This is a genomic window from Bradyrhizobium sp. 6(2017), assembly GCF_011058295.2.
GTDB classification, from domain to species: domain Bacteria; phylum Pseudomonadota; class Alphaproteobacteria; order Rhizobiales; family Xanthobacteraceae; genus Bradyrhizobium; species Bradyrhizobium septentrionale.
Genome location: NZ_CP049289.2, coordinates 3,725,218 through 3,750,834, shown reverse-complemented (window position 1 = coordinate 3,750,834; position 25,617 = coordinate 3,725,218). Strand labels below are relative to the sequence as shown.

At 64.7% G+C, this 25,617-nt stretch carries 18 protein-coding genes and 1 pseudogene; 5 read left to right on the top strand and 14 right to left on the bottom strand.

The features are described 5' to 3' along the window. The first annotated feature begins 79 nt into the window (after positions 1 to 79). Together G6P99_RS17400 and G6P99_RS17395 are read left to right on the top strand one after the other, a co-directional pair. On the top strand, positions 80 to 1,246 hold the full coding sequence (locus G6P99_RS17400) for an ABC transporter substrate-binding protein (RefSeq protein WP_165128797.1): 1,167 nt from the start codon (positions 80 to 82) through the stop codon (positions 1,244 to 1,246). A gap of 81 nt (positions 1,247 to 1,327) precedes the next feature. Continuing rightward, positions 1,328 to 1,780: a cupin domain-containing protein gene (locus G6P99_RS17395; protein WP_029080723.1), complete on the top strand. Its 453-nt coding sequence runs from the start codon at positions 1,328 to 1,330 to the stop codon at positions 1,778 to 1,780. A gap of 243 nt (positions 1,781 to 2,023) precedes the next feature. On the opposite strand, the gene G6P99_RS17390 is transcribed toward G6P99_RS17395, so the two are convergent. From G6P99_RS17390 to G6P99_RS17370, 5 genes are all read right to left on the bottom strand, one after another. After that, the gene (locus G6P99_RS17390; RefSeq protein ID WP_029080724.1) at positions 2,024 to 3,265 is read right to left on the bottom strand and encodes a flavin-dependent oxidoreductase; all 1,242 of its coding nucleotides are present in this window, start codon (positions 3,263 to 3,265) and stop codon (positions 2,024 to 2,026) included. 282 nt (positions 3,266 to 3,547) lie between these two features. Further along, entirely contained in the window at positions 3,548 to 3,943 is a 396-nt protein-coding gene (locus G6P99_RS17385; RefSeq protein WP_029080725.1) for a RidA family protein, read from the bottom strand. 1 nt (position 3,944) lies between these two features. Continuing rightward, on the bottom strand, positions 3,945 to 4,784 hold the full coding sequence (locus tag G6P99_RS17380; protein ID WP_205751499.1) for an enoyl-CoA hydratase family protein: 840 nt from the start codon (positions 4,782 to 4,784) through the stop codon (positions 3,945 to 3,947). Between the two features lie 11 nt (positions 4,785 to 4,795). Further along, positions 4,796 to 5,575, bottom strand: a complete 780-nt coding sequence (locus G6P99_RS17375; RefSeq protein ID WP_029080727.1) for an SDR family NAD(P)-dependent oxidoreductase — start codon at positions 5,573 to 5,575, stop codon at positions 4,796 to 4,798. Then, positions 5,572 to 7,887: a bifunctional salicylyl-CoA 5-hydroxylase/oxidoreductase gene (locus tag G6P99_RS17370; protein ID WP_165128793.1), complete on the bottom strand. Its 2,316-nt coding sequence runs from the start codon at positions 7,885 to 7,887 to the stop codon at positions 5,572 to 5,574. Before G6P99_RS17370 ends, G6P99_RS17375 begins: the two co-directional genes overlap by 4 nt. 533 nt (positions 7,888 to 8,420) lie before the next feature. On the opposite strand from G6P99_RS17370, the pseudogene G6P99_RS17365 reads away from it, so the two are divergent. Beyond that, positions 8,421 to 9,183: pseudogene (locus G6P99_RS17365) on the top strand (IS5 family transposase). A 183-nt stretch (positions 9,184 to 9,366) separates the two neighbouring features. Here the strand turns inward: G6P99_RS17365 and G6P99_RS17360 are convergent. The 5 genes from G6P99_RS17360 to G6P99_RS17340 form a co-directional block, all read right to left on the bottom strand. Continuing rightward, the gene (locus tag G6P99_RS17360) at positions 9,367 to 10,902 is read right to left on the bottom strand and encodes a sugar ABC transporter ATP-binding protein (protein WP_205751569.1); all 1,536 of its coding nucleotides are present in this window, start codon (positions 10,900 to 10,902) and stop codon (positions 9,367 to 9,369) included. Positions 10,903 to 10,913: 11 nt separating this feature from the next. Beyond that, positions 10,914 to 12,035 carry an SMP-30/gluconolactonase/LRE family protein gene (locus tag G6P99_RS17355; RefSeq protein ID WP_165128791.1) on the bottom strand — a complete coding sequence of 374 codons (1,122 nt, stop codon included), beginning with the start codon at positions 12,033 to 12,035 and terminating at the stop codon, positions 10,914 to 10,916. Further along, positions 12,035 to 14,173, bottom strand: coding sequence for an ABC transporter permease (locus G6P99_RS17350; protein WP_029082299.1), 2,139 nt, complete (start codon positions 14,171 to 14,173; stop codon positions 12,035 to 12,037). The genes G6P99_RS17355 and G6P99_RS17350 overlap by 1 nt, the downstream gene beginning before the upstream one ends. Positions 14,174 to 14,332: 159 nt before the next feature. Further along, entirely contained in the window at positions 14,333 to 15,355 is a 1,023-nt protein-coding gene (locus G6P99_RS17345; protein ID WP_029082300.1) for a sugar ABC transporter substrate-binding protein, read from the bottom strand. Between the two features lie 96 nt (positions 15,356 to 15,451). Then, positions 15,452 to 16,477, bottom strand: a complete 1,026-nt coding sequence (locus G6P99_RS17340; RefSeq protein ID WP_224741713.1) for an ABC transporter permease — start codon at positions 16,475 to 16,477, stop codon at positions 15,452 to 15,454. A gap of 91 nt (positions 16,478 to 16,568) precedes the next feature. On the opposite strand from G6P99_RS17340, the gene G6P99_RS17335 reads away from it, so the two are divergent. Next, the gene (locus tag G6P99_RS17335; protein ID WP_035977262.1) at positions 16,569 to 17,564 is read left to right on the top strand and encodes a LysR family transcriptional regulator; all 996 of its coding nucleotides are present in this window, start codon (positions 16,569 to 16,571) and stop codon (positions 17,562 to 17,564) included. Positions 17,565 to 17,582: 18 nt separating this feature from the next. On the opposite strand, the gene G6P99_RS17330 is transcribed toward G6P99_RS17335, so the two are convergent. After that, entirely contained in the window at positions 17,583 to 18,434 is an 852-nt protein-coding gene (locus tag G6P99_RS17330; RefSeq protein WP_029082302.1) for an SDR family NAD(P)-dependent oxidoreductase, read from the bottom strand. A 4-nt stretch (positions 18,435 to 18,438) separates the two neighbouring features. Beyond that, positions 18,439 to 18,996 carry a carboxymuconolactone decarboxylase family protein gene (locus G6P99_RS17325; RefSeq protein WP_029082303.1) on the bottom strand — a complete coding sequence of 186 codons (558 nt, stop codon included), beginning with the start codon at positions 18,994 to 18,996 and terminating at the stop codon, positions 18,439 to 18,441. 207 nt (positions 18,997 to 19,203) lie between these two features. Between G6P99_RS17325 and ilvD the strand changes: the two genes are divergently transcribed. After that, positions 19,204 to 21,051 (top strand): dihydroxy-acid dehydratase, encoded by a 1,848-nt coding sequence (ilvD, locus tag G6P99_RS17320; RefSeq protein WP_029082304.1) that lies wholly within the window; start codon positions 19,204 to 19,206, stop codon positions 21,049 to 21,051. Positions 21,052 to 21,369: 318 nt separating this feature from the next. Here ilvD and G6P99_RS17315 read toward each other — a convergent pair whose 3' ends face one another. Then, positions 21,370 to 21,585, bottom strand: a complete 216-nt coding sequence (locus G6P99_RS17315) for a hypothetical protein (protein WP_029082305.1) — start codon at positions 21,583 to 21,585, stop codon at positions 21,370 to 21,372. 417 nt (positions 21,586 to 22,002) lie between these two features. Further along, positions 22,003 to 25,437 carry an autotransporter outer membrane beta-barrel domain-containing protein gene (locus G6P99_RS17310; RefSeq protein ID WP_246709559.1) on the bottom strand — a complete coding sequence of 1,145 codons (3,435 nt, stop codon included), beginning with the start codon at positions 25,435 to 25,437 and terminating at the stop codon, positions 22,003 to 22,005. Positions 25,438 to 25,617 lie beyond the last annotated feature (180 nt).

The window sequence follows — 25,617 nt, the reverse complement described above, 5'->3', positions numbered from 1 at the left end:
CAGCGGTCGCGCGCGTCAGACTAAGCTAAGGCCAAACAAGTTGAAGCCGAGGCACCAAGCCAGTGGTTGGGGGAGTGAGATGAAGCAATTGACGAAGCTCGCGGGATTGGCGGCGCTGCTGGGTATTGCGGTCAGCCCGGCGGCCGCGCAGGAGAAGATCAAGATCGGCGTGCTGGTGACGACCTCGGGGCCGGCCGCCGCGCTCGGCCAGCAGGTCCGCGACGGCTTTGCGCTTGCGATCAAGGATCTCGGCGGCAAGATGGCCGGCCGCGATGTCGAGATCGTCAACGCCGACGACGAGCTCAAGCCCGACGGCGCCGTGGTCAAGGTGCGCGGCCTGCTCGAGCGCGACAAGGTCGATTTCGTGGTCGGCCCGATTTTCTCCAATATTCTGCAGGCGATCCACCGACCGGTCACCGACAGCAAGACCTTCCTGATCAGCCCGAATGCCGGCCCCTCCAGCTACGCCGGCAAGGAGTGCAACCCGTTCTTCTATGTGACGTCGTACCAGAACGATCAGGTGCACGAGATCCTCGGCAAGGTGGCGCAGGACCGCGGCTACAAGCGCGTCTATTTGCTGGTGCCGAACTATCAGGCCGGCCGCGACTCCGTCGCCGGCTTCAAGCTCGATTACAAGGGCGAGGTCGTCGAGGAATCCTACACGCCGCTTAACACGCTGGATTTCCAGCCCGAGCTCTCCAAGATCGCCTCGCTGAAGCCGGACGCGCTGTTCACCTTCATGCCGGGCGGCATGGGCGTGAACCTCGTGAAGCAGTACAAGCAGGCCGGCGCCACCGTGCCGGTGCTCTCCGCCTTCACCGTCGACGAATCCACTCTCCCTGCGCAGCAGGACGCCGCGGTCGGCATGTTCGGCGGCGCGAACTGGGCGCCCAACCTCGACAATGTCAGGAGCAAGAAGTTCGTCGCGGCCTATGAGGCGGCCTACAACGGCGTGCCCGGCACCTATGCGATGCAGGCCTATGACGCGGCGCTCCTGATCGACAGCGCGGTCAAGGCGGTGAAGGGCGACCTCTCCAACAAGGACGCGGTCGCGGCGGCACTGAAGAAGGCCGACTTCACCTCGCTGCGCGGTAACTTCAAGTTCAACACCAACGGCTATCCGATCCAGGATTTCTACCTCACCAAGGTCGCGAAGCGGCCGGACGGCAAATTCCAGACCGAGATCGTCGAAAAGGTGTTCTCGAACTACGGCGACCGCTACGCCAAGGACTGCGCCGCCAAGTAAGACACTCAAAGCGTTTTCAAGCGAAGTGGACACCGGTTCGCGTGAAGAAAACGCGCCAAACAAAGCGAGGGAAACATGACGATGAAAGACGAGATCGCCGGCATCACCCGCGCCAATGAAGGCATCCAGGGCATCTCCTGGAGCATCCTTGGCCAGACCTACGTGCCGAAGACGCGTAGCGAGCATTCCTTCTCCTGGCACGCCACCTTCCCGCCGGGCACCTTCGTCCCTCCGCATATCCATCCCGATCAGGACGAGTACCTCTACATCCTCGAGGGCAAGCTCGACTTCATGCTCGACGGCGCCGATGAATCCGCCACGCCTGGTGACCTAGTACGCCTGCCGATGGGCAAGCCGCACGGCATCTTCAACAAGTCGCAGCAGCCGGCCAAGACGCTGTTCTGGGTGTCACCGACCCGCAGGCTCTACGACCTGTTCTGGGCGATCCACAACATGAAGGAACAGAACCCGGATGACGTGGTGCGGCTCGCCGCCGAGCACAACATCCACTTCCTGCCGCCGCCTCCGGCGTAAGCCTCTCCTTTGGCGCTATTGCTGCGCCACCACGCGCGCGGCAAAGCCGGCCTCTCTCCGTCATCCTGAGGAGCCGCGAAGCGGCGTCTCGAAGGATGCACGGCCCGGCTGGTGGCCGTCGACCCTTCGAGACGGCCGCGTTGCGGCCTCCTCAGGGTGACGGATAGGGTGTTGCGTCTCCACCAGGAGGGTCAACGATCCGAACCGGGCTTGGGAGCGTCGTCCTCCTTCAGCAGTCCCCCGCTACTGCCGCGCCACCACGCGCGCGGCAAAGCCGGCCTTCGCGGCATAGCCGCGCACGATCGCCTCGCGCGCCTCGTAATTGAGGATGGTGTCGACGTCGGTAAACCCCTGCGGCGCGAGCTGCTCGACGGCGTCGATCACGCCCTCGGGCCCGCCGCGGCGGTTGGAGGCGACGATGTCGGCGGTCATCGGCAGCCGCTGCCGGTCATAGCCGGCCAGCGCCTGGCGCGGATGTTCGGCCCGCGCCAGCGCATCAGCAAGGCAGCGCGCATCGAGAATGGCCTGTGAGGCGCCGTTCGAGCCGACCGGATACATCGGATGCGCAGCGTCGCCGAGCAGCGTGACGCGGCCGCTCGACCAGTACGGCAGCGGATCGCGGTCGCAGCACGGGTACTCCCAGAACTCCGGCGTCGCGTTGATCAGGCCGGTGAAGTCGACCTGCGGGATCGTGAAACCAGTGACGTAAGGCATCATCTCGTCGCGCCGGCCGAGATTGGACCAGCCCTCGCGGCGCGGCGGCGGCGAAGAGCCGTCGCCGATCCGCACCAGCACCGCCCAGTTGGTGAGACGGCTCGCCGGGCTCGAGCCCGGCGCGACCGGATAGATCACGGCCTTGGCGTTCAGCCCGCCGGCGATGATCATCGACCGCCCGGTCAGGAAGGCCGGCCAATCGGTGGCGCCGCGCCACAGCATTAGCCCGTTCCAGCACGGCCCGCCCTCATCCGGAAACAGCATCTCGCGCACCTTGGAGTGGATACCGTCGGCGCCGATCAGGATATCGCCGCGCGCGGTGTGCACATGGCTGCCACTTCGATCGAAGAAATGGGCCGAGACGCCGCCCTCGTCCTGCGTGAACGAGCCGAGCCGGCAGCCGGTGCGGATCGCATCCGCGCCAAGACGGTCGATCACGGCCTGATGGATCACGCCCTGAAGGCGGCCGCGATGAACAGAGAATTGCGGCACATCGTGCCCGGCGTCGAGCCCGCGTTTCTCGTGCCAGACCTGCTGGCCGTGCCGCGTTAGGTAGAACAGCTCATAGGTGCGGATCGCGACGTCGTCGAGCTTGTCGAGCAGGCCAAGCCCCGCCAGTTCGCGGATCGCATGCGGCAATGTGTTGATGCCGACGCCGAGTTCGCGGATCGTTTCCGACTGCTCATACAGCTCGCAAGCGATGCCGCGCGAGCGCAGCATCAGCGCAGTGGTGAGGCCTCCGATTCCGCCTCCGACGATAATCACCTTCATCGTCCTTTACTCCACTCACAACAGGACGTTTTTGTAGCTGCGCCTAGGGTCGCACGCCCGCTTGTCTGGCCGCAAGCGGGTTTGCCGCCGCGAGCCTTGGCCAATCCACGCTGTTTCGCCTTAGGATTAACATTGGCTCAGCAGATCCCCTTCCTTCACCGTCACCCTGAGGAGCCGCGAAGCGGCGTCTCGAAGGGTCGACGGCCACCAGCCGGGCCGTGCATCCTTCGAGACGCGCGTTCCGCGCTCCTCAGGATGACGGACTACCCTAGGCCTTTCCGATCAATCCGGCACCACCGCGATGGCCTGGATCTCCACCTTGGCGCGGTCCTCGATCAGGCCGGCAACCTGCACCGCCGTCATCGCCGGAAAGCTCCGGCCGATGACGTCGCGATAGACGACGCCGATCTCCTTCAGCCGCGCGGAATATTCCTTGCGGTCGAGGAGGTACCAGGTCATCGACACGATGTGCTCGGGCCCGGCCCCGCCGGCGGCGGCGACCGCGACGATGTTGCGCAGGGTCTGGGCGATCTGCGCCACGAGATCGTCGGTCTCGAACACGCATTGCCCGTTCCAGCCGATCTGGCCCGCGATGAAGATCTGCTTGCCGCGCGCGGCCATGCCGTTGGCGTAGCCGATCGGCTTCGCCCATCCGTCCGGTTGCAGGATCTCGATCATCTCAATTGCCCTCGAAGGCGGGTTTCTGCTTGGCGGCGAAGGCCTCGAAGGCGCGGCGGAAATCACCCGTCACCATGCAGATCGCCTGCGCCTGCGCTTCCGACTCGATCATCTCGTCGACGCCCATCGCCCATTCCTGGTTGAACATCGTCTTCGTCACGCCATGCGCGAACCACGGTCCATCGGCGAGCGAGCGCGCCAGTTCGTGCGCGGCGCCGGCAAGCTCCGCCGGCGGCACCAGGCGATTGTGAAAGCCCCATGTGAAACCTTCCTCGGCGCTCATCGCCCGGCCGGTGTAGAGCAGATCGGCAGCATGGCCCTGCCCGATCACACGCGGAAGCAATCCGCACGCGCCCATGTCGGCGCCGGCCAGGCCGACCCGGGTGAACAGGAATGCGGTCTTGGCCTGCGGCGTCGCCAGCCGCAGGTCGGACGCCAGCGCCAGCATGGCGCCGGCGCCGGCGCAGATGCCGTCGATCGCGGCAACGATGATCTGGGGGCATTTGCGCATCGCCCGCACCACCTCGCCGGTCATCCGGGTGAAGGCGAGCAGGTCCGGCATCGCCATCCGCGTCAACGGCTCGATGATCTCGAACACGTCGCCGCCGGAGCAGAAATTGCCCTCGGCGCCAGTCAGCACGATGGCGCGGACATCGGAGGCATATTTGAGATTGGTGAAGAGGTCGCGCAGCTCCTCGTAGGACTCGAAGGTCAGCGGGTTCTTCTTGTCCGGCCGGTTCAGCGTGATGGTGGCGACACGGCCGCTCACATCGGTGGACCAGCGGAAGTGCTTCGCGGGATAATCCTTGAACGGCCGGAGCTTTGCTTTCATCTCGGACATGATCTGTTCCTTCACCCGGTAAGGACTTCGCCGCCGGCGACCGCCACGGCTTGTCCGTTGATTGACGATGCAGCCTCGGACGCCAGCCAGAGGATGCTGTCGGCGACCTCCTCCGGCGTGACCAGCCGCTGCATTGGATTGACTTTTGCCAGCGTCGCGCGCGCCTCCTGCTCGCTGCGGCCGGTCTTGGCGACGATGTTCGCGGCGGCATCCGCCACCAACGGCGTATCGGTGTAGCCAGGGCAGACCGCATTCACGGTCACGCCGCGCCGCGCATATTCCAGCGCCAACGAACGCGTGAAGCCGATGACACCGTGCTTGGCCGCGACATAGGCCGAGACATAGGCGTAACCGGTCAGGCCCGCGGTCGAGGCCACGTTGATCACGCGCCCGCGGCCGCGCTGCGCCATCCCTGGCAGCACCGCCTGCGTCACCAAGAACACGCTGGAGAGATTGCTTGCCAGCATATCGGCCCACAGCGCCGCATTCGTCTTGTCGAACGGCGCGCTGGCGGCCTTGCCGGCATTGTTGACGAGGATATCGATCGGGCCGGCCGCGGCTTCGATCTGCGCGACACCCTTGGTCACCGCCGCTTCATCGGTCACGTCGATCGCGACAACCGCGCCCGTGTTCTTGCCGAGCAAGGCCGCCGTCGCCTTCAGCGCGTCGATCCGGCGCCCGGCGATACTAACGCGGACGCCGGCCTTCGCCAGTGCAATCGCGGTCGCGGCGCCGATCCCGGAACCGGCACCGGTGACCAGCGCATGCGCATTGGGCCAGAACCGGGTCATGGCTTCACTCCTGCGGATGCGCGCTCGAGATTGGCTTCGTATTGCGACTTGCCCGACTGATACTGCTTCGGCCAGGCGATCTGCTTGACGCCGATCTTCGCGGCCTCGTGCAGCGTCCAGGCCGGATCGGCGAGATGCGGCCGCGCAATGGCGCAGAGATCGGCGCGGCCGGCGGCGATGATCGAATTGGCATGGTCCGCTTCCGAGATCGCACCGACCGCGATGGTGGCGATGCCGACCTCGTTGCGGATCTTGTCGGCGAACGGCGTCTGGTAGAGCCGGCCATAGACCGGATGGTCGTCGGCCCAGACCTGGCCTGAGGAGCAGTCGATCAGATCCGCACCCGCTTTCTTGAACAGCTTTGCGAATTCGAGCGCATCCTCGGGCGTGTTGCCACCCTCGGCCCAGTCGTGACACGACAGGCGGACCGACATCGGCTTGTCGTCCGGCCATACCGCGCGGATGGCGCGGAACACCTCCAGCGGATAACGCGCGCGGTTCGCGATTGATCCGCCATACGCGTCGGTGCGGCGGTTGGTCAGCGGCGAGAGGAAGCTCGACAGCAGATAGCCGTGGGCGCAGTGCAGCTCCAGAATATCGAAGCCCGCGCTTGCGGCGCGCCTGGCCGCCGCGACGAACTGCTCGCGCACCTCGTCCATCTCGGCGCGGCTCATCGGCTCCGGCACCTGGCCGTCGGGCAGGTAAGGCACCGACGAGGCCGACACCAGCGGCCAGTTGTGCTCAGGCAGCGGCTCGTCCATGCCCTCCCAGGCAACCCGGGTCGAGCCCTTGCGGCCGGCATGGCCGAGCTGGATGCCGATCTTGGCCCCCGAATTGCGATGCACGAAGTCGACGATGCGCTTGTACGCCGCGGCCTGTTCGTCGTTCCACAGCCCGCAGCATCCGGGCGTGATCCGCGCCTCCGGCGAGACGCAGGTCATCTCGGTGAACAACAGGCCGGCGCCGCCGAGCGCGCGGGAGCCGAAATGCACCAGATGAAAATCGTTCGGGACGCCCTCCTCGGCCGAATACATCGCCATCGGCGAGACGATGATCCGGTTGGTGAGCGACAGGCCGCGAATCTGGAAAGGCGTCAGCATCGGCGGCGTGACGCGCTCGTTGGTGGCAGGCACGCCGCTCCGCTCCGCGAACCAGCGCTCATAGCCTTCGAGCCACGCCTTGTCGCGCAGCCTCAAGTTCTCGTGGCTGATGCGCTGCGAGCGGGTCAGCAGCGAATACATGAACTGCTCCGGCTCCAGCGTATCAGCATAGCGCGAGCCGACCACCTCGAACCATTCCATCGCGTTGCGCGCGGCGTTCTGGATCCGCGCCACGTCGACCCGGCGCAGCTCTTCATACGCCTTCAGCACCGCCGGAATGCTGTCCCTGACAGCGCCGTGGATCTTGAACTGGTTGGTGAGCTCGATCGCGTCCTCCAGCGCGAGCTTGGTTCCCGAGCCGATCGCGAAATGCGCGGTGTGGGCGGCATCACCCATCAGCACGACCTGGCTGCTGCCGTTGAACGCGGTCCATTTGCCGCAGATCAGCCGCGGGAACGACAGCCAGGCCGAGCCACGCAGATGCCGCGCATTGGAGACCAGATGATGGCCCTCAAGAATCTCGGCGAACACGTTCTCGCAGAACGCGATGGAGTCGCCCTGCTCCATCTTGTCGAGGCCGTGGGCGAGATACGCCTCCTCGGTGGTCTCGACGATGAAGGTCGCCGCGCCCTCCTCGAATTTGTAGATGTGCGCCTGGAACCAGCCGTGCTCGGTCTTGCGGAAGTCGAACGTGAAGGCGTCGAACGGCCTGACGGTGCCGAGCCAGATATAGCGGTTCGGCCGCATCAGCATGTCGGGCTGGAAGGTCTCGGCGTACTTGGTGCGGACCTTTGAGTTCACGCCGTCGCACGCCACGATCAGATCGGCGTCGGGAAACTCGAGATCGGAATTGACCTCGCGCTCGAAGATCAGCTCGACGCCGAGTTCCTCGGCCCGCGCCTGCAGGATGTTGAGCAGCCGCTTGCGGCCGATACCGACGAAGCCGTGGCCGGTGGTGCGCATCCGCCGGCCCTTGATCAGGACCTCGATGTCATCCCAATGGTTGAAGGCCTGCTCGATCGTGTCAGCGGTGACCGGGTCCCATTTGCGCATGTTGTCCATGGTCGCATCCGAGAACACCACGCCGAACCCGAAGGTGTCGTAGGGCCGGTTGCGCTCGACCACGGAAATGACGTGCGCGGGATCAAGCATCTTCATCAGGATGCCGAAGTAGAGCCCGGCCGGCCCGCCTCCAATGCAAACGATGCGCATGGCGTTCTCCCGTTGGCTTCGGCGGGTTGGGGGCATTTCTCCAGCGAGCCGATGCCGGATATTATTTTATACTTAAAATAATTGTCAAGGGCGGATGCTGCCGTCCTACAGCCGTCGTCCCGGCGAAGGCCGGGACCCATAACCACAGGGTCGTGTTGTTGAAATGAGCTGTGGCCCCAGCGTCGCACGACGATAACCATTCGTGGTTATGGGTCCCGGGTCGCGCTGCGCTTGCCCGGGACGACATCGAATATGAGCGCCGCCGGCAAACATGTATCGACATTCTCCGCGGCGCAATGCGCCCGAGATTTGCGTCCTGGGATTGACAGCTTTCGCTGATTTGCCTGTCGGGTTAGTTTGTCGCAGCTTTCCCGACATCATTCCGGGTGCTGTAGGGCGGATTAGCCGAAGGCGTAATCCGCCGTTCGCGACGGCACGAGAAGATGGCGGATTACGCTGCGCTAGGTGGTGTGGACTCTAGGGATTCCTTTTTAGGAGCAAATCAGATTCAAAGCTGCTTTTGGGAGGCAGTCTTGGGTGTGATGGAGCGGTTGGTTTTGAGCGATGCGGCGTGGGAGCGGATGGCGCCGCTGATCATCGGTCGGCCTGACCAGAAGGGCTCAACGGGACGCGACAACCGGATGTTTGTGGAAGGCGTACTTTGGATCGTGCGCACAGGCTCTCCCTGGCGTGACCTTCCGGAGGCGTTCGGCGACTGGAACAGCGTGTTCCGGCGCTTTAGCCGGTGGAGCATCAAGGGAGTTTGGGCACGGATTTTCGAGGCGATGTCGACGATCCGGACTTCGAATATCTGATCGTCGACTCCACCATCGTCCGGGCGCATCAGCACGCCGCCGGAGCGAAAAAAGGGGGTCTGAAGATCAAGCGCTCGGCCGCTCGCGCGGCGGCCTGAGCACCAAGATACATCTGGCCGTCCGAGGCCTGGGATGCCCGGTGCGGTTCACGCTGACCGCAGGCCAGAAGGGCGACGCGCCGCAAGCTGCCGAACTGATCGAGGGATTGCCTGCCGAGGTCGTTATGGCTGATACGGCCTACGACGCCGATCATTTGCGCCAAGCCATCGCAGCCAAAGGGGCACTCGCCGTCATCCCCAACAACCCGTCGCGGGCACTCAAACATCCGCTCGACAAGCATCTCTATGCCCAGCGCCATCTCGTGGAATGCTGCTTCAGCAAACTCAAGCAGTTCCGTCGCGTCGCAACCCGCTTCGAAAAAACCGCCCGAAATTACCTTGCCGTCGTCACTCTCGCAGCCATCGTTCTATGGATGCGATAAGTGTCCACGCCACCTAGTCCGCCCTACGCATCTGTCGTCCCGGCGCAGGCCGGGACCCATACGCCGCAGCAGGTGTTGTCAGCGCGATTCGTCGTGCTAGCGATGCGTAACAACGACAATTTGTGGTTATGGGTCCCGGCCTTCGCCGGGACGACACTGAGTTTGTGGCGCGGTGGCGCGCCCTCAATGCACCGCAGCGTAAAGGATCTTGTCCTGCGTCGCGTCGGCGGCGTCGAATTCGGCGGCGATGCGGCCGGTGCGGGCGACCAGGATGCGGTCGGACACCGCGAGAATCTCCGGCAGATATGAGGATATCACCACCACCGCCTTGCCCTCGTCGGCGAGGCGGCGGATTTCGCCGTGGATGTGCGGGATGGTGCCGACGTCGACGCCGCGCGTCGGCTCGTCGAAGAAGATGATCGAGGGCTCCTGCACCAGCGTCTTCGCCAGCACCACCTTCTGCTGGTTGCCGCCGGACAGCTCGACGATCCGCGCCTTGCGCTGCAACGCGCTGATCTTGAGCCGCTCGACCCAGTAGTTGGCGAGCTTGCTGCGCCTGGCGCGCGACAGCAGAAAGCTCCAGCCCTTCCGTGTGGCGAGGCTGCCGATATAGACGTTGTCGTCGACCACCATGGTCTCGAAGAAGCCGTTGGCCTTGCGATCCTCGGTGATGTAGGCGATGCCGTCATTGATCGCCTGCCGCGGCACACGGTAGCGGATCGGTTTGCCGCGCAGCCGGATGGTGCCGCCATTGACCAGATTGCGCTTCAACGCGCCGTAGATGATCTTTGCAATCTCGGTGCGGCCGGAGCCGATCAGGCCGGCGATGCCGACCACCTCGCCGGCATAGACCGAGAACGACATGTTCTTGACCGCCATGCCCATGGTGACGTTCTCGACCGTCAGCACCTTCTCGCGGCGCTGATGGGTCTTCTCCTTGCGGCCGTAGACCGCCTGCGCCACCTCGCGCCCGACCATGTGCTGCACCAGGGCGTCGCGGGTTAGCTGCTTGGCGGGCGCCGTGATTACCAGCTTGCCGTCACGCAGCACGGTGATGCGGTCGGCGATCTGGAGCGATTCCTCCAGCGCATGCGAGATGTAGATGATCGAGACGCCGCGGGCGCGCAGGTCGCGCACCAGATGGAAGAAGTGGACGATTTCTTCCGGCGTCAGCGACGCGGTCGGCTCGTCGAAGATGATGATGCGCGCCTTGTTGTAGATCGCGCGCGCGATCTCCACCATCTGCTTCTTGGCGGTGCCGAGCAGCGCCACCGGCGTTGCCGGATCGACGTGGAAGTTGAGCGACTGCAGCAGCTGCTGGGCCTGGATGTTCAGGGTGCGGAAACGCGTCAGCAGCTTCTCGTTGCCGAGCTCGATGTTCTGCGCCGCCGTCATGGTCGGCACCAGGCTGGTCTCCTGATAGACCATGCAGATGCCGGCATCGAGCGCATCGCGCGGCTGCTCAAAATTGGCAGGCCTCCCGTCGAGCAGATAGTCGCCGGAGGTGAGATTGATCGCGCCCGCGATCGCCTTGCACAACGTCGACTTGCCGGCGCCGTTCTCGCCGACCAGCGCATGCACCTCGCCAGGATAGAGATCGAAATTGACGCCCTCGATGGCATGGACGCCGCCATAGATTTTCGAGCCGCCGGTGATCCGCAGCACCGGCTCGCGGGTTGCGGACGCATCTGCTGTCTTGGCGCTGGGTGTCGCCTGCATCAAACCGTCATTCATCGCAGGTCTCCCGTGTAGCGCAGCAGCCGTCCGGCGCCGCGCGCGGCGATGACGACGCCGGACGGCGTGGCGCAGGCGGCGGTGATGCCGTGGAAGCGGCCGCCGGCGCGGCTGTGCAGGCTGTCGCTGGCCTCGCCGTCGGCATCGAGATGCAGCAGCAGGCCGTAGGACCGCGGCGGCGCCCATGGCTTCTGGATGCCGAGTGCCTTGACGCTGCCTATCTGCATCGGCTCCAGGCAATCGCTGCCGCCGGTGAGCGCCGGCGCCACCCAGTAGTCCGGCGGCATGGTCGCCATCATCTCCTCGCGGAAATCGTCTTCCTTGAGCACGAACTCGATCAAATGCGTGCGGCGCGCGAAGACGCCGAGCAGCAGCCCGCCATGGCCGTCCGGATGCAGCCGCGCCGGATAGCCCGCCATGTTGGCGGCGACAATCTCCCGGGCGCCAAGGGCGTTGCCGCCAAGCGCGAAGCGGCTGAGCCGATGCGCCCAGCTCTCGGTGAGCCACAGGCTGTTGCCGTCGTCCGAAACGCTGACGCCAAAGGGATAGGCCAGATCGCGCAGCAGCACCTGCGGATTGTCGAGGCCGGCGCCGCAGCTGATCAGGCGGCCATTGGTGCGCTTCTCCATCAAATCATGCCGCCACTCGCCTGGGCGACGGCCGGCGCTGCCTTCGACGGCATAGATGCGGCCATCGGGCGCCGCCGTGACCGACAACAGCCCCGTGAGCGCGCTGCCGCTGGCCGCCTCCAGCCAGCGCGGATCGGGCTTTGCCGGATCGATCGCAGCAAGCCCCCTGCCCGCGACGCAGACCAGCAGGCGGCCGTCCGGATGCAAAGCGAGCCCGCCGGCATCGTCCTCGAATTCGGCGACGACCGTGCGGGTCGAGAGATCATTGCCGCTGAGCTTGACCACCTGCCGTCCGGCGGAGAGATAGACCGCACCGTCGCCGGCCGCGATGACGTCGTCGATGCCGGGCAGCGGCTCGCCAATCGGCACGGCGGTGTCGAGCCGATCGTTCGGGCTCATCGCGCCGTCGAGCGGCGGGATCGCGTTCTGGCCGCCGTCGCGGTCGATGACGCTTCTGATATCGCGCAGCAGATGATCGAAAAATCCCATTATTTCGCCACCCTGCTTTTTGCGCCCCAATAGGCGTCGTAGCCGGTCCAGCTGTCGTCGACGCCGTCGAGCTTGATGCGGCCGATCCGGTTGTTCTCGAGCCCGCCGAGATAGAGATAGCCCTCGTGCTCGCGCATCGAGGTCAAGGTCGAATGCGAGATGCCGGTCGGGTCCCACCAGGACTCCAGCGCCTCGCCCTGCTCGTTGAACTTCAGCACGCAGCCATGGTTGAGCGCCGGCGCCAGCCACTCGTCAGTCGGCACCTGCTTGACCATGCGCAACCGGAAGCCGGGTTTTCGCGCGGCAAGGTCGAAGGTCGGCGTGCGGATGCCGACCAAAGCCAGCCAGTACGTGCCGTCGGAAGCGCGGTTGATGTTGTCGGGGTTGCCCGGCAGCTCGTCCATCAGCACTTCGGTCTTGCCCTTGTTCGGCCCCTTGATCCAGTGGCGGAACACCTTGCACAGCGAGGTCGACGCAATCAGGATCGACTTGCCGTCATGCGAGACGCAGATCCCGTTCGGGAAATAGAAGTGGTTGATCACGGTGCGTGTGGTCTTGGTCGCCGGGTCGTAGCAGACCACGCGGCCGTTCGGCCGGCCCTCGAGAATGTCGAGGGTGTTGGTGGTCATCTCGTAGCGCGTGGTGCAGTCGCTGAAATAGATCTTGCCGTCGGGCGCGATGTCGAGGTCGTCGGCCATGCGCAGCCGGGAATCGTCGTTCAGCTTGTACCAGGTGCGGTTGGTCTCGTCGGTGACCTTGAAGATGCGGCCATCGGGCGCGACGCCGTAGACGCCCATGCCGGCGACCGCGACGATCAGGTTCTCGTCGCGATCGAACTGCATGCCGAGCGGCCGGCCGCCGATATGGGCGAACACCTCGCGGGTCTTGAAGTCGGGCCCGGAGAAGCGGATCACATTGCCGTCGCGGGTCGAGCCGTACAGCCGGCCCTGGCGGTCCAGGATGACGTCCTCCGGCCCCTCGACCTGATCGACGCCGATCGCCTGCGCGTTGATCAGCCGGTCGTTCTGCGCGTAGGGCGAGGTCGCGCCGGGCTGCACTGCCGGCGCCGAGGCGAGCGGCACGAAGGCCGGGTTGACGTAGATCTTCTGGATCGCCTTGCCGCGGTTCTTCGACCATTTGACGTCGATGCCGACGGCGGCGAGCAGGATCATGCCGGTCACCGCCGAGGTGACGTAGCCGGGGATGCCCATGCGCACGAGGCCGTTGATCAGAAGGAAGATGATCAGCGCGCCGATCATGGCCCGCCACACCGTGCCCTTGCCGCCGGCCAGCGAGACGCCGCCGAGCACCACGGCGGTGAGCGCCTGGAACTCCCAGCCGACGCCGGTGGTGGAATCTGTCGAGGCCTGACGTGCAGCGTAGAAGATGCCGCTCGCCGCGCACAGCGTGCCCGACAGCACATAGGTCATGAACAGCATCAGGCGGACACGGATGCCGGCGTGGCGCGCCGCCTTGCGGCTGGCGCCGATCGCGGTGAGATGCCAGCCATAGCGCGAGCGCGACAGGAAGATGTGGCAGATCAGGAGCACCACGAACAGCGTCGCCGCATTGATGGGAATGCCGAGCACGCTGCCGCCGCCGACGAAGTCCCACGCGTCGCTCTCGACCGAGTTGGTCGCGAACACCTGAGCATAGCTGGTGTTGAGCAGATTGACCGAGGCGCGCAGGATAATCAGCGTCACCAGCGTGGTCAGGAAGGGCCGCGTCTTCAGAAAGCCGATCAGGAAGCCGTTGATGCTGCCGAGCAGCGCGCCGACCGCCAGCGTCGCCGGAATAGCCAGACCGACCGGCCATTCGCGCACCAGCAGGAAATACAGTGCTGCAAAATTGCACAGCGCGAAGATCGCGCCGACCGAGAGATCGATGCCCCCGGTGACGAGGCAGAAGCCCATCGCCAGCGCGACAAAGCCGAATTCGGCGAACAGCCGCAGCAGCGATACCGAGTTCTGCACCGAGGCGTAGTCGGGAATGGTGAGCGCGAAATAGGTCCACAGCCCGATCATCACGGTGAAGGGAACCACCGGCTCGAACCACTGCTTGAGCAACAGCTCGGACAGCAAAAGCCGGGGCGAGAACCGCCGCACCGATGCGGCAAAGGAATCGACAGCCATCGACATCGTCAAAGCACTCCCTCGATCATGATGTGAGAACTCCCATCGTGATCTCGTTCTCTTATTGAGCATGATCTTTCGGAAAACCGGCTTCCACTTTTCCGGATCATGCTTGTGATACAGCCGGCGCGGGAATGCCCCCCGCGCCGGCTGTCTCGCGCCTTGTTAGTTTTTCTTGGGTAGCGCGAAGCAGTTGGCGCCCGAGGCGTTCGACTTATCGAGCCAGATCGGCCGCGTGTAGTAGACGAGATTGCGCCCGCCCGGTTTCTCGCCGGATACCAGCAGGGTTTCGGCGGCGAACATCAGGTCATGGCCCTGCTCGGTCGCCTTGTAGCTCAGGAACTTGTAGAAATTGCCCGAATTGACCTGATCGCAATCGAGCTGCGAGCCCTCGCCCGAGGCGAACACTTTCACATCGTCGATCTTGCCGGCGTTGCGGATCGCCTGCGCGGCGCCCGACTCCATGATGCCCCAGAAGCCGATCGAGGCGCAGAGATCAGGATGCTGCTGGATCACGGTTGCGGTGACATTGAGTGCGGTGTTGGCGTCCCAGTTGGCGGCCTGGTTCGAAACAACCTTGATGTTGGGATCCTTGTTCAAGACCTCCATGATGCCGCCGACCTGGTCGACGCTGGCGGCCGCGGTCAGTTCGCCCTGCACGATCTGGACCTTGCCCGACTTGCCGGAGCCGGTGCCGCAGGCCTTCACGGTTTCGCTCGCGAGCATCTTGCCGATCTCGCGCCAGTCGGCACCGACAAAGGCGCCGGACTTGTAGTTCGAGGACATGTTGATCTGGATCACATGCGTGCCCTGGCTTTCGGCGCGCTTGAGGTCCTTCATCAACAGCGTGACGCTCGGATTCTGCACGATCAGCACGTCGGGCTTCTGGTCGACCAGCGCGGTCAGCGCCTGCTGCATCGCCGAGGGGTTGTTGTTGGGATCGCGCACGACGTATTTCATGCCGCGCCACTCGGCCTCTTCCTGCACCACCCGGCCCCATTCGTCGGACAGCGGGACGCCGAGCGCGATCGGCAGATAGGCGATCGTCTTGCCCTGCAGCGCCTTGTCGTAGACGGCGCGCAGCTCGCGCGCGGTCTTGGTGCCTTCCTCCTGCGCGGATGCCGCAAACGGCATCGCGGCCAGCGTCGCGCCGGCGAGCAGGATCGTCCAGAACTTGGTCGTCTTCATCGTCTCCTCCACACAAAATTCTTTTGATTGATTGGGAATTGTTCCGATTGATTGGCGCGAGGGGCGCGCTCAGTCGTCTTGCTTAGTCGCCTTGTTTTAGTCGCCTTGCCGCGCGGTCTCCTCGTCGCGAGGATGCAGCCAGTTGTCGAGCACGATGGCGGCCAGCAGCACCACGCCCTTGACGATGTTCTGCACCTCGCTGTTGACGTCCATGATGGTGAAGGCGTTGAGCAGCGTGCCGATCAGGACGCAGCCGACCACGACGCTGAACACGCTGCCGCGGCCGCCGATCAGGCTGATGCCGCCGATCACGACGACCAGCACGACGTCGAAGATCATGGTGCCCTGGGTGATCGCCATCTGCATGCTGCCTGTGGTGCCGACCCAGACCAGACCTGCAATCCAGGCGAGCAGTGCAACCAGCACGTGCTCGAGCACGATCAGCGGCCGCAGCGGGACGCCGGTCAGCCGCGCGGCCTCCGGATTGTCGCCCTGCGCATAGATGAAGCGGCCGATCGAGGTGCGCGACAGGAACAGGTGCATCGCAATCGCGCAGACCGCGAACACCAGGATCGGAACCGGGATGCCGAACAGCCGTCCGGCGCCGAGATACATCAGGCCCGGCGCATCCTTCGGCGCGTAGACCACCCAGGCCGGCGCGATCCAGAATGCCAGGCCATAGATCACGAAGCCCGCGGCCAGCGTCACGAACAGCGCCGGCGCCTCGACGAAGGCGACCATCACGCCGTTGACGACGCCGATCAGCACCGCGATCGCCAGCGCCAGCAGCACTGCCGTGAAAACAGGCATGCCGTTCTGCATCTCGATCAGCGCGATCGCCCAGGAACCCGCCATGATCGCGACCTCGGAGAGGTCGATGCCGCGGCTGATCACGATCAGCCCCATGCCGAGGCCGAGCACGCCGAGGATGGAGATACTCCGCAACAGATTCAGGAGGTTGGAGACGGTGGCAAAGCCGTTCAGCGTCAGGCCGAACACGACCAGAAGCGCGATCGTGATCAGGAGCACGATCTGCTCCTGGCTCGGCTTTGCGAACATTGTGCCCGAGCGAGATGATGCCGCAGGGACAGCAACGCCGCGCGATGGCGATTGCACGCTCATCGTTTCCTCCAGGTATTATTTTGTTTGAGACTTTAAGAGTGCCGACTAGTATTCGTCAAATGCATTCGACGGATACGGGTAGATCATTTCCATGCATGTACGCGACGTCGACCTGAATCTGTTCGTCGTGTTCGACGCGATCTATTCCGAGGGCGGCGTCAGCCGGGCCTGCTTCCGCCTCAATCTGACGCAGCCCGCGGTGAGCCATGCGCTGGGCCGGCTGCGCGCGATGTTCAACGATCCGCTGTTCGTGCGCCGCAACCACGTGATGACGCCGACGCCGCTGGCGCGCCAGATCATCACCACGGTGCGCCAGGCGCTCAACGGCCTGGAGACTACGCTGACCCACACCCACCGGTTCGATCCGGCGAAGACGCCGAAGCGGTTCGTGATCGGCCTGCGCAACAATCTCGAGGCGCCAATGCTGAGCGCGCTGATCAACCGGATCAGCACGGTGGCGCCGCTGGTCGAGATCGCGACCGTGCGCAGCGAGCGCAACAATCTGGAGCGCGAGCTTGCCGCCGGCACGCTGGATGTCGCGATCGATACGCTGCTGCCGCTCTCGACGGAGGTGCGGCGCGAGCAGATCCTGACCGAGCATATCGCGGTATTCGCGCGGCGCGGCCATCCCGAACTCGGCACAAGGCTCGACAAGAAGGCGTATCTGCGCATGGAGCATGTCTGCGTGACGTCGCGGCGCAGCGGCCTGTCGTTCGAGGACTTCCAGTTCCAGCGCCTCGGCCTGACGCGTACCGTTCGCCTGACCTGCCAGAATTTCGCGACCGCCTGCCACGTCGTGAGCCGCAGCAACATGCTGCTGACGGCGTCGGAAAGCGCCGCCTCCGTGCTGGAGGATCCCGGGCTGTTGCAGTGCTTCCCCTGCCCGTTCCCGATCAGCCCGCACGTCAATTATCTCTACTGGCATGCCACCGCCGAGGGCGACACCACCAATCAATGGCTGCGCGAGCAGCTGCGCGCCGCCGCTTCGCTGCTGGCCGGCAGCCGTTTCAGCAAGAAGAACCGCCGCGCGGCGAAGACGCGCCCCAGGGTCGGCATCCCGGTGCCGACCAGCATCGCCGCGGAATAGCGGCGGAGCTCGATTCGGTCACATTCCGCTCAGTCCGCTGTCCACCGCCAGCGTTTGCGCGGTGACGTAGACGCTTTCATCCGACATGAAGAACAGCACCGCATAGGCGATCTCCCACGCCGTCGCCTGGCGGCCGAACGGGACATGCGCCTTGCCGCGCGACGGCCGGCCCGCGACGGCCTCGCGGCCGTTCGGGGTGTCGACCAGCCCGGGATAGACCAGATTGGCGCGGATGCCGCGCCGTGCGCCGGTATGAGCGATGTTGCGCATCAGACCGCCGAGCGCGGCCTTGGAGGAATCATAGACCGCCATCTGCGATCCCGCCTTCAGCGCCGCGATCGAGGAGATGAAGACGATCGCGCCGCCGTCCGCGAATTTAGGCAAGGCAGCGCGGCAGCACAGCATCGGGCCGCGGACGTTGACGTCGTAGATCCTGTTCCACTCCTCGGGGCTGACATTGTCGAGCCCGGTCTTGCCGAAGGTGCCGATGTTCAGCACCATGCCGTCGAGCCCGCCCATCGTGTGGTGCGCCTCGTCGATCATCCTGATGACATCGGCCTCCGTGGTGACGTCGGCAGCGATCGCGAACGCGCGGCCGCCGTCATCAGCAATGCGCGCGACCGTATCCTCGGCGGAGGCGCGATTGAGGTCGGCGACCGCGACATGCGCGCCCTCGCGCGCGAACAGCAGGCTCATGGCGCGGCCGTTGCCGATCGGATCGGTCGCGACATCGAACACGCGCTGGCCGCCGCCGACCACCAGAATGCGGCGGCCGTTGAGACGCCCCCTGCCCGGCGCGATGCCTGACGATTCCGCGCTCAGGGGACGAACATAGCGCTCCGGCTTGGAGTCTTGCGACGTCTCCGACATCTCATCAGCTCCGCTTCTTGCCGCCCTCGTAGACGGCCATGCCGGCGGCCGGATCGAGATCGGTTTCGGTCGCCTCCGTCAGCCGTGCCATCATCATGTAGAAGCCGAGCGCGACGATCGCCTCGACGATTTCCTGGTCGCTGAAGTGCTGGCGTACGCCGGCAAAGGCGGCATCGCTGACGCGCACCTTCTCGACCACCTCGCGGCCAAAGCCGAGCAGCGCGCGCTCGGCCGCATCAAGTGCAGCATCGTCGTAATTGCCGCGCTCCACCGCATCGATCTGCGCCTGCGTCACGCCGACGCCAAGCGCGATCGGCACGTGCTGCCGCCACTCATAGGCGCCGCCCTCGAGCTGCGCGGCCTGCAGGATCAAGAGCTCGCGGTTGACCGCCGACAGCTTCTGCTTGTGCAGGATGGAGTTGCCGAGCCGCATCACGGGAATCGCATTGGCCTCGGCATGGGCCATCATGCGGAAGATGTTGAGCTTGACCGGCATGCGGTCGAACGCGGCGCGGATGTCTCCGCCGGTCGTGTCCGGATCAATCAGGGGCAGCCTTGCCACGCGTCTCTCCCTTTTGGTTCTTTCTTGTTCATTGTCTTGCCCGGTCCGTCCACCTAATGCGCGGGGCCGGCTGAGATCAAGCTGGCCCATCGGAATGGTCCGAATAGCGGGGTTCTGCCATGCGGTTCCGCGCTTGAATCCGCAGGCATGGGCGGGCATAAGGGGCCCGTCTCCCCTAAAAAAGCGCCCATAGCCCAAGGATTTACGATGCCCGCCTATCGCTCCCGCACCACCACCCACGGCCGCAACATGGCGGGTGCTCGCGGCCTCTGGCGCGCCACCGGCATGAAGAACGAGGATTTCGGCAAGCCGATCATCGCGGTGGTCAATTCCTTCACCCAGTTCGTGCCGGGACACGTGCATCTGCAGAACCTCGGCCAGCTCGTCGCGCGCGAGATCGAGAAGGCCGGCGGTGTCGCCAAGGAGTTCAACACCATCGCGGTCGATGACGGCATCGCGATGGGCCATGACGGCATGCTCTACAGCCTGCCCTCGCGCGAGCTGATCGCCGACAGCGTCGAATACATGGTCAACGCGCATTGCGCCGACGCGATGGTCTGCATCTCGAACTGCGACAAGATCACGCCCGGCATGCTGATGGCGACGCTGCGGCTCAACATTCCGACTGTGTTCGTCTCGGGCGGCCCGATGGAATCGGGCAAGATCCTGCTCAAGGGCAAGAAGCGCGCGGTCGACCTGATCGACGCGATGGTGGCGGCCGCCGACTCCAACGTGTCGGACGAAGAGGTCGAGGTGATCGAGCGCTCGGCCTGCCCGACCTGCGGCTCCTGCTCCGGCATGTTCACCGCAAACTCGATGAACTGCCTGACCGAGGCGCTCGGCCTCGCACTGCCCGGCAACGGCTCGGTCCTGGCCACCCATGCCGACCGCAAGAGCCTGTTCGTCGAGGCCGGCCATCTGATCGTCGACCTCGCCCGCCGCTACTACGAGCAGGACGATGCCAAGGTGCTGCCGCGCAATATCGCGAACTTCAAGTCGTTCGAGAACGCGATGACGCTCGACATCGCGATGGGCGGCTCGACCAACACCGTGCTGCATCTGCTCGCCGCCGCGCGCGAGGGCGAGGTGCCGTTCACGATGACGGACATCGATCGCCTCTCGCGCAAGGTGCCGGTGCTCTGCAAGGTCGCGCCCTCGGTGCAGGACGTCCACATGGAGGACGTGCATCATGCCGGCGGCATCATGGCGATCCTCGGCGAGCTCGACCGCGCCAGGCTGCTCACCACCGACGGCCCGACCGTGCATGCCGCGACGCTCGACGATGCGCTGAATCGCTGGGACGTGGTGCGCACATCAAGCGACAAGGTCCGCAATTTCTACATGGCCGCGCCGGGCGGCGTGCCGACCCAGGAGGCCTTCAGCCAGGACCGCCGCTTCGACGAGGTCGATCTCGACCGCGCCAAGGGTGTCATCCGCAACGCCGAGCACGCCTATTCCAAGGATGGCGGCCTCGCCGTGCTGTTCGGCAATCTGGCGGAAGATGGCTGCATCGTGAAGACCGCCGGCGTCGACGAGAGCATCCTGAAATTCTCCGGCCCGGCCCGCATCTTCGAGAGCCAGGACGCGTCGGTCGAAGCCATCCTGGGCAACAAGGTCAAGGCCGGCGATGTCGTGCTGATCCGCTATGAAGGTCCGCGCGGCGGTCCGGGCATGCAGGAGATGCTGTACCCGACCAGCTATCTGAAGTCGAAGGGACTCGGAAAGGCCTGCGCGCTGATCACCGACGGCCGCTTCTCCGGCGGATCGTCCGGCCTGTCGATCGGCCACGTCTCGCCGGAAGCCGCCGAAGGCGGCCTGATCGGCCTGGTCGAGGAAGGCGACATCATCGAGTTCGACATCCCGAACCGCAAGGTCAACCTCAGGGTCGACGATGCCGAGCTGAAGCGCCGTCGCGCGGCGATGGAAGCCAAGGGCAAAGCGGCGTGGAAGCCGGCGGCGCCGCGCAAGCGCGCCGTCTCGACCGCGCTGAAGGCCTATGCGGCGTTCGCAAGCAGCGCGGCGAAGGGTGCGGTGCGCATCCTGCCGGAAGAATAAGCGACGAGCTTGGCCGCGTTTGGCTCCGGTCTCGCGGCAGACTAGCTGCACCTCTCCCGCTTGCGGGAGAGGTCGTCGCAGGGGTGCACTGCCAAAATATCGAAAACAACCCCATGCAAAGTAGCCGGCGGACACGGGCAACTTGACTCGACGGGCAACTCAGCGGTATTTTCCATTATCCAGAAATCGTGCAGACGCCCCTCGCCCCGGGACTATCGCATCGGCATTTCCGGACTTCTGCAACAGACGCATATGCGATTGCCCTACCCGCAAGCGGAGAGGGAGCGCAGAGCGAATGCGGCCGATCGCGAACTAGTGTCAGGTCACTTGCAAGTCGGCCGCTTCGATCCGGATGCGGTCGGCGTGCAGCGACCAGTCGCACAGCGCCTGCTCCTGACAGAATTTGAGCTTGGCCATCTCGGTGGCCTGGCCTTCGCTCGAGGCGTCGATCTCGAGCGCGCCCTGACAGACCTCGCGCTGGCGGCCATTGCCGCCGAGCACGTCCTTCATGAAATGAACGACGAAGCGTGACATGGAACCCTCCCTGCTGCGGGGGCAGAGCCCGGGGTTCACGTGCTAGCACTGACGCGAGGCGGTGTTGAGTTAATTCGGCGCGCGGTTGCGGCGCACGGTGGAAAACTTACGCGCCGGCCTGCGGCAGGCTGGCGGCAGCGATCGCGACGATCTGCGCAATGCGGCGGCCGATCCTGGCCGGAGCTGCACGGAGGTATGACTGGACCTGTCGCATGACGCATCTTCCTTCCGTGCCCGGAATGGACGGGCACAAAGGGAAAATGGCGATATCGGGCTAAGCCGTCGATATCTCAAGGAAAATAACAACGGACGCTTCGCCCGGCCGCAGTTTGACAGTGGGTTTATTGCTTCATGTTGGGTTACGGCGAAGGAGATATTCTCCGACCCTCTGAGACGCTGCATCGCGGATACCGGCGCTCACCAAGTGTACCGCACCACACCCTTGCCGGCGTAGGACGAGGTGACGTCGGAAAACTCGCCTTCGAAGGTCGCCGCGGCGGACCAGCCGTTCAGCCATTTCATCTCGACCGATGCCGTGGTCAGCGCGGAATCGCTGGCCTGCGCCGCGCCGTTGACGACAAAGCTGGCGCCGGGGAGCGCCTGGAAGGTCGCGGCGATCGAGCGGTCCGGATCATAATCATGCACCCAGGCAAACCGGGTGCGCAGCGTCAGCACGCCGTCGGCCATCGCAAACGACTTGTCGGTGCGGAAGCCGAGTTCGCTTCTGACATCGGTGACGCTCTTCGCAGCGTAGGCGAGCGCGAAGGCGGATGAGCCAACCAGCGCCTGCTCGGCATAGCCGGGCAAGTCGAAAGTCGTGAACTGACCTGCGGCGTAAGGCGTGATGCCGAGGCCGCCAGCCCACGGCGCGACAAACCGATAGCCGCCTTCGAGACGGCCGGAATAGGTATTGGCATTGAACTCGGCGCGGAGCTGGTCGAGGCCGGCCGCCGTGACGGTGCGGTTGGTGGTGATGTCCTGCCAGCCATAGGCGAGCGCGGCGGTGATGTAGGCCGCACCTTCGATGTGGCGGATATAGGCGCCAGCCTGGAACAGATCGGATCGGCCGCTGTCGCTGTTGACGACGGAGAAGTTGGTGCCGCCACCAGCCAGCGCGAAGCCCGCAATGGTGTTCGGCGAGAACAGATAGTCGGCGCCGACAGCGGTGCCGTACACGCTGCTGGTGGTATCGTTCGATCCGACCACGGCGTTGCCGCTGGTCGATTGCGAGCCACCATAGCCCGCCGCCCAGACGCTCCAGCGCGGCACAAACGGTATCGGCGGCGCCTTGGTGAACATCGCGTAGGCGTTCGTCTTTCTTGTGGCCGCGTAGGCGTTTGTATCGCCCTCCTCCGCATAGCTCGGCGCGCCCGACGCCGAAGCTACTCCACCGTTCCGGTTCATGAAGGGATCGGTCAGCAGCCCCAGGAACAGGTTCATGGCGTCGAACGTGGTCTGCTGCGAACCGGTTGCCAGTTCACCCGAGGCCTGCGTCAGGCCCGATGGCGTCAGCGTGCCGTAGACCATCGGGATGCCGCCTGTCGTGTTGAAGTAATTGACCAGCGTGTTGGCAACGTTCTGCTGCTTGATCGACAGGCCGCGGCCGTAGTTCGGAGCGGATGGCGGCGGCGTGAAATTCAGCGCCAGATTGAGATAGGCGTGAGTCGCGTCGTAGCTCAGCGTGTCGCTGAAATTTGCCGGCAGATTGACGTTGGTAAGCGTGCCGAAGGTGCCGCTGACGCTGCCGGCACTTAGAATGGTGTATTGCTTGGAGATGTAACTGCCGTTGGCGAACGTTGCGTTGACGCTGGCGCCGCCGAGCGTCGCAGCCCCGCTGACATTGGCAAACGATGCGGTCGAAGGATTGACCGCGACGAGATAGAGCGCGCCGGACTGGAACGCGAGATTGCCGTTCACCGTCATCGACGTGCCCGGCGTGCCGGAGCCCGGCGCGAATGTGCCGCCACTCTGGATCGTCGTGTCGCCGACCGAGCCGGTGCCGTTGAGCAGGCCGCCGGCGGCGATGGTCGGATCGCTGAGCGAGCCGTTCACCGTCAGCGTCGCATTGCTCACCGTCGTGCCGCCGGTAAAGGTGTTGGTGCCGAGCACGAGCGTCGTGCCGGCGGTCGCGTTGAGGCTCGCGGCACCGCCGAGGCCGTCGATCGTGCCGCCTGTCGAGGTGATAGCGCCGTTGAGCGAGCCGTTCTGCAAGGTGCCGCCGGCAAGCTTCAGCGCCGCCTGCGTCTGCGTGGTGCCGCCGAGATCGAGCGTTCCGCCGCCATTGACGGTCGTCGTTGCGCTCGCCGCGCCCAGCGTGCCGGCGCCGGACAGTTGCAGCATGCCCGCATTGATGATGGTGCCGCCGCTGTAGGTGTTGTTCCCTGACAGCACCAGCGTGCCGTTGCCGGTCTTGGTGACGGCACCCGTTGCGCCGCCCAAGTCCGCGATCACGCCGGATAGTGCGAGCGAGCCGGTGTCGGCCTGCACCGTCCCGCCATTGCTCCCGATCTGGACCGCACGGGACGAGGTGAAACCGGCGCCGCTGACCTCCAGCGTGCCGCCATCGAAAATCAATCGTCCCGAGAAATCCCCAAGATTGGCATCCCCCGAAACAGAGAGCGTGCCTGATGAAAAGGTCGTCCCGCCCGTATACGTGTTGATTCCGGTCAGCGTCAGCGTGCCGGTGCCAACCTTGATCAGCCCGCCGGTCCCGCTGAAAACGCCGGAAACCGGAGTGATAACGCCGGAAAATGTCGTCGAGAGGTCATTGCCGCCGACCGTCAGGGTATTGGCGCCGAGCAGGATGTTGCCGCCCCCTTCGATCGACCCGGCCGTGGTGCCGCCGGTCGTGAGGCCCGAAATGTCGAGCGCACCGGTCCCGTTCAGGATGAAGCGCGCGGTGCCGCCGCTGGCCGTGTCCTGAATAGAAGTCGTGCCACCGCTGTTGGTCGTGATGGTGGCGTTGCCGGCCGTGCTCGAATTCACGAAAGCCAAATCGAAATTGTTGATGATCGTCGCATTGCCGGCCGTGCTGCTATCCTGGAACCTCATTCCGCTGCCGCCATTATTGGTAATGGTGGCGTTGCCGGCCGTGCTGGTGTCGTGGAAGACCAGAAAACCGTTCTCGATAATTCTGGCGTTACCCGCCGTGCTCGCGTTGAAGAAATCCATGAAGAAGTTGTTGCGGATGCTGGCATTGCCGGCCGTGCTGTTGTCGCCGAACTGGAGAGTCCAATTATTGGTGATGGCGGCGTTGCCAGCCGTGCTCGTGTTGGAGAACCCTATTGCGCTGCCGGTAAAGCTGTCGTTGACGATGGTGGCGCTGCCGGCCGAGCTGCTGTCGGAGAACGAGAGCGTGCCGCTGTTGTTGATCGTGGCGCTGCCGGCCGTGCTCGCGTTGAGGAATTGGATTTCGGACGGCGCGTGGTCGGTGATGCTGTTGATGGTTGCGCTGCCACCGTTGATAACAATGCCGGCGCCATTGAACGTAAGTGTCCGACCGAAGAATACTTCGCCAAGGGTAAACGTATAGGCTGAAGCCCCGGCATTGAAAGTCCAGCCACCGACGCTGGTGCTCGACGCCGAAAACGACAGGCTTGAGCTGTTCGTCACTCCGAATGTGGCGGTGCCGATCGGTACTGTTGCCGGTGTCCAGTTGGCGACGTTGTTGTAGTCGGCCGTCCCCGGGTTGGGTCCACTTTCCGTAGGGTTGAGAACCCAGGTCGCGTCCTGAGCCGCGGCCGGCAGGCCAGTCACGAATAGCGCCACCGTCGCGAGCAACCCGGCACGCAACCAAGCCAGCGTTCGTCGCGCGCACACGCCGTGCTGGTCGGGCACCACAAAAGTTCCCACTGCATTCCCCTGGAGTCACCGCGAAGCGCCCCGCGCGCAGAGTGCAGGAGTCCTGGTCGTCCAGCAATGAAACTGCGCCCCTTCCTGCGGTTTGCTCTCGCGCGTTGCGAATAAACCACAGCTTGAGGTTTAGTGCACAGAGTGCCGAACACACTTCACCTGTTCCAGTTGCGCCGAGCT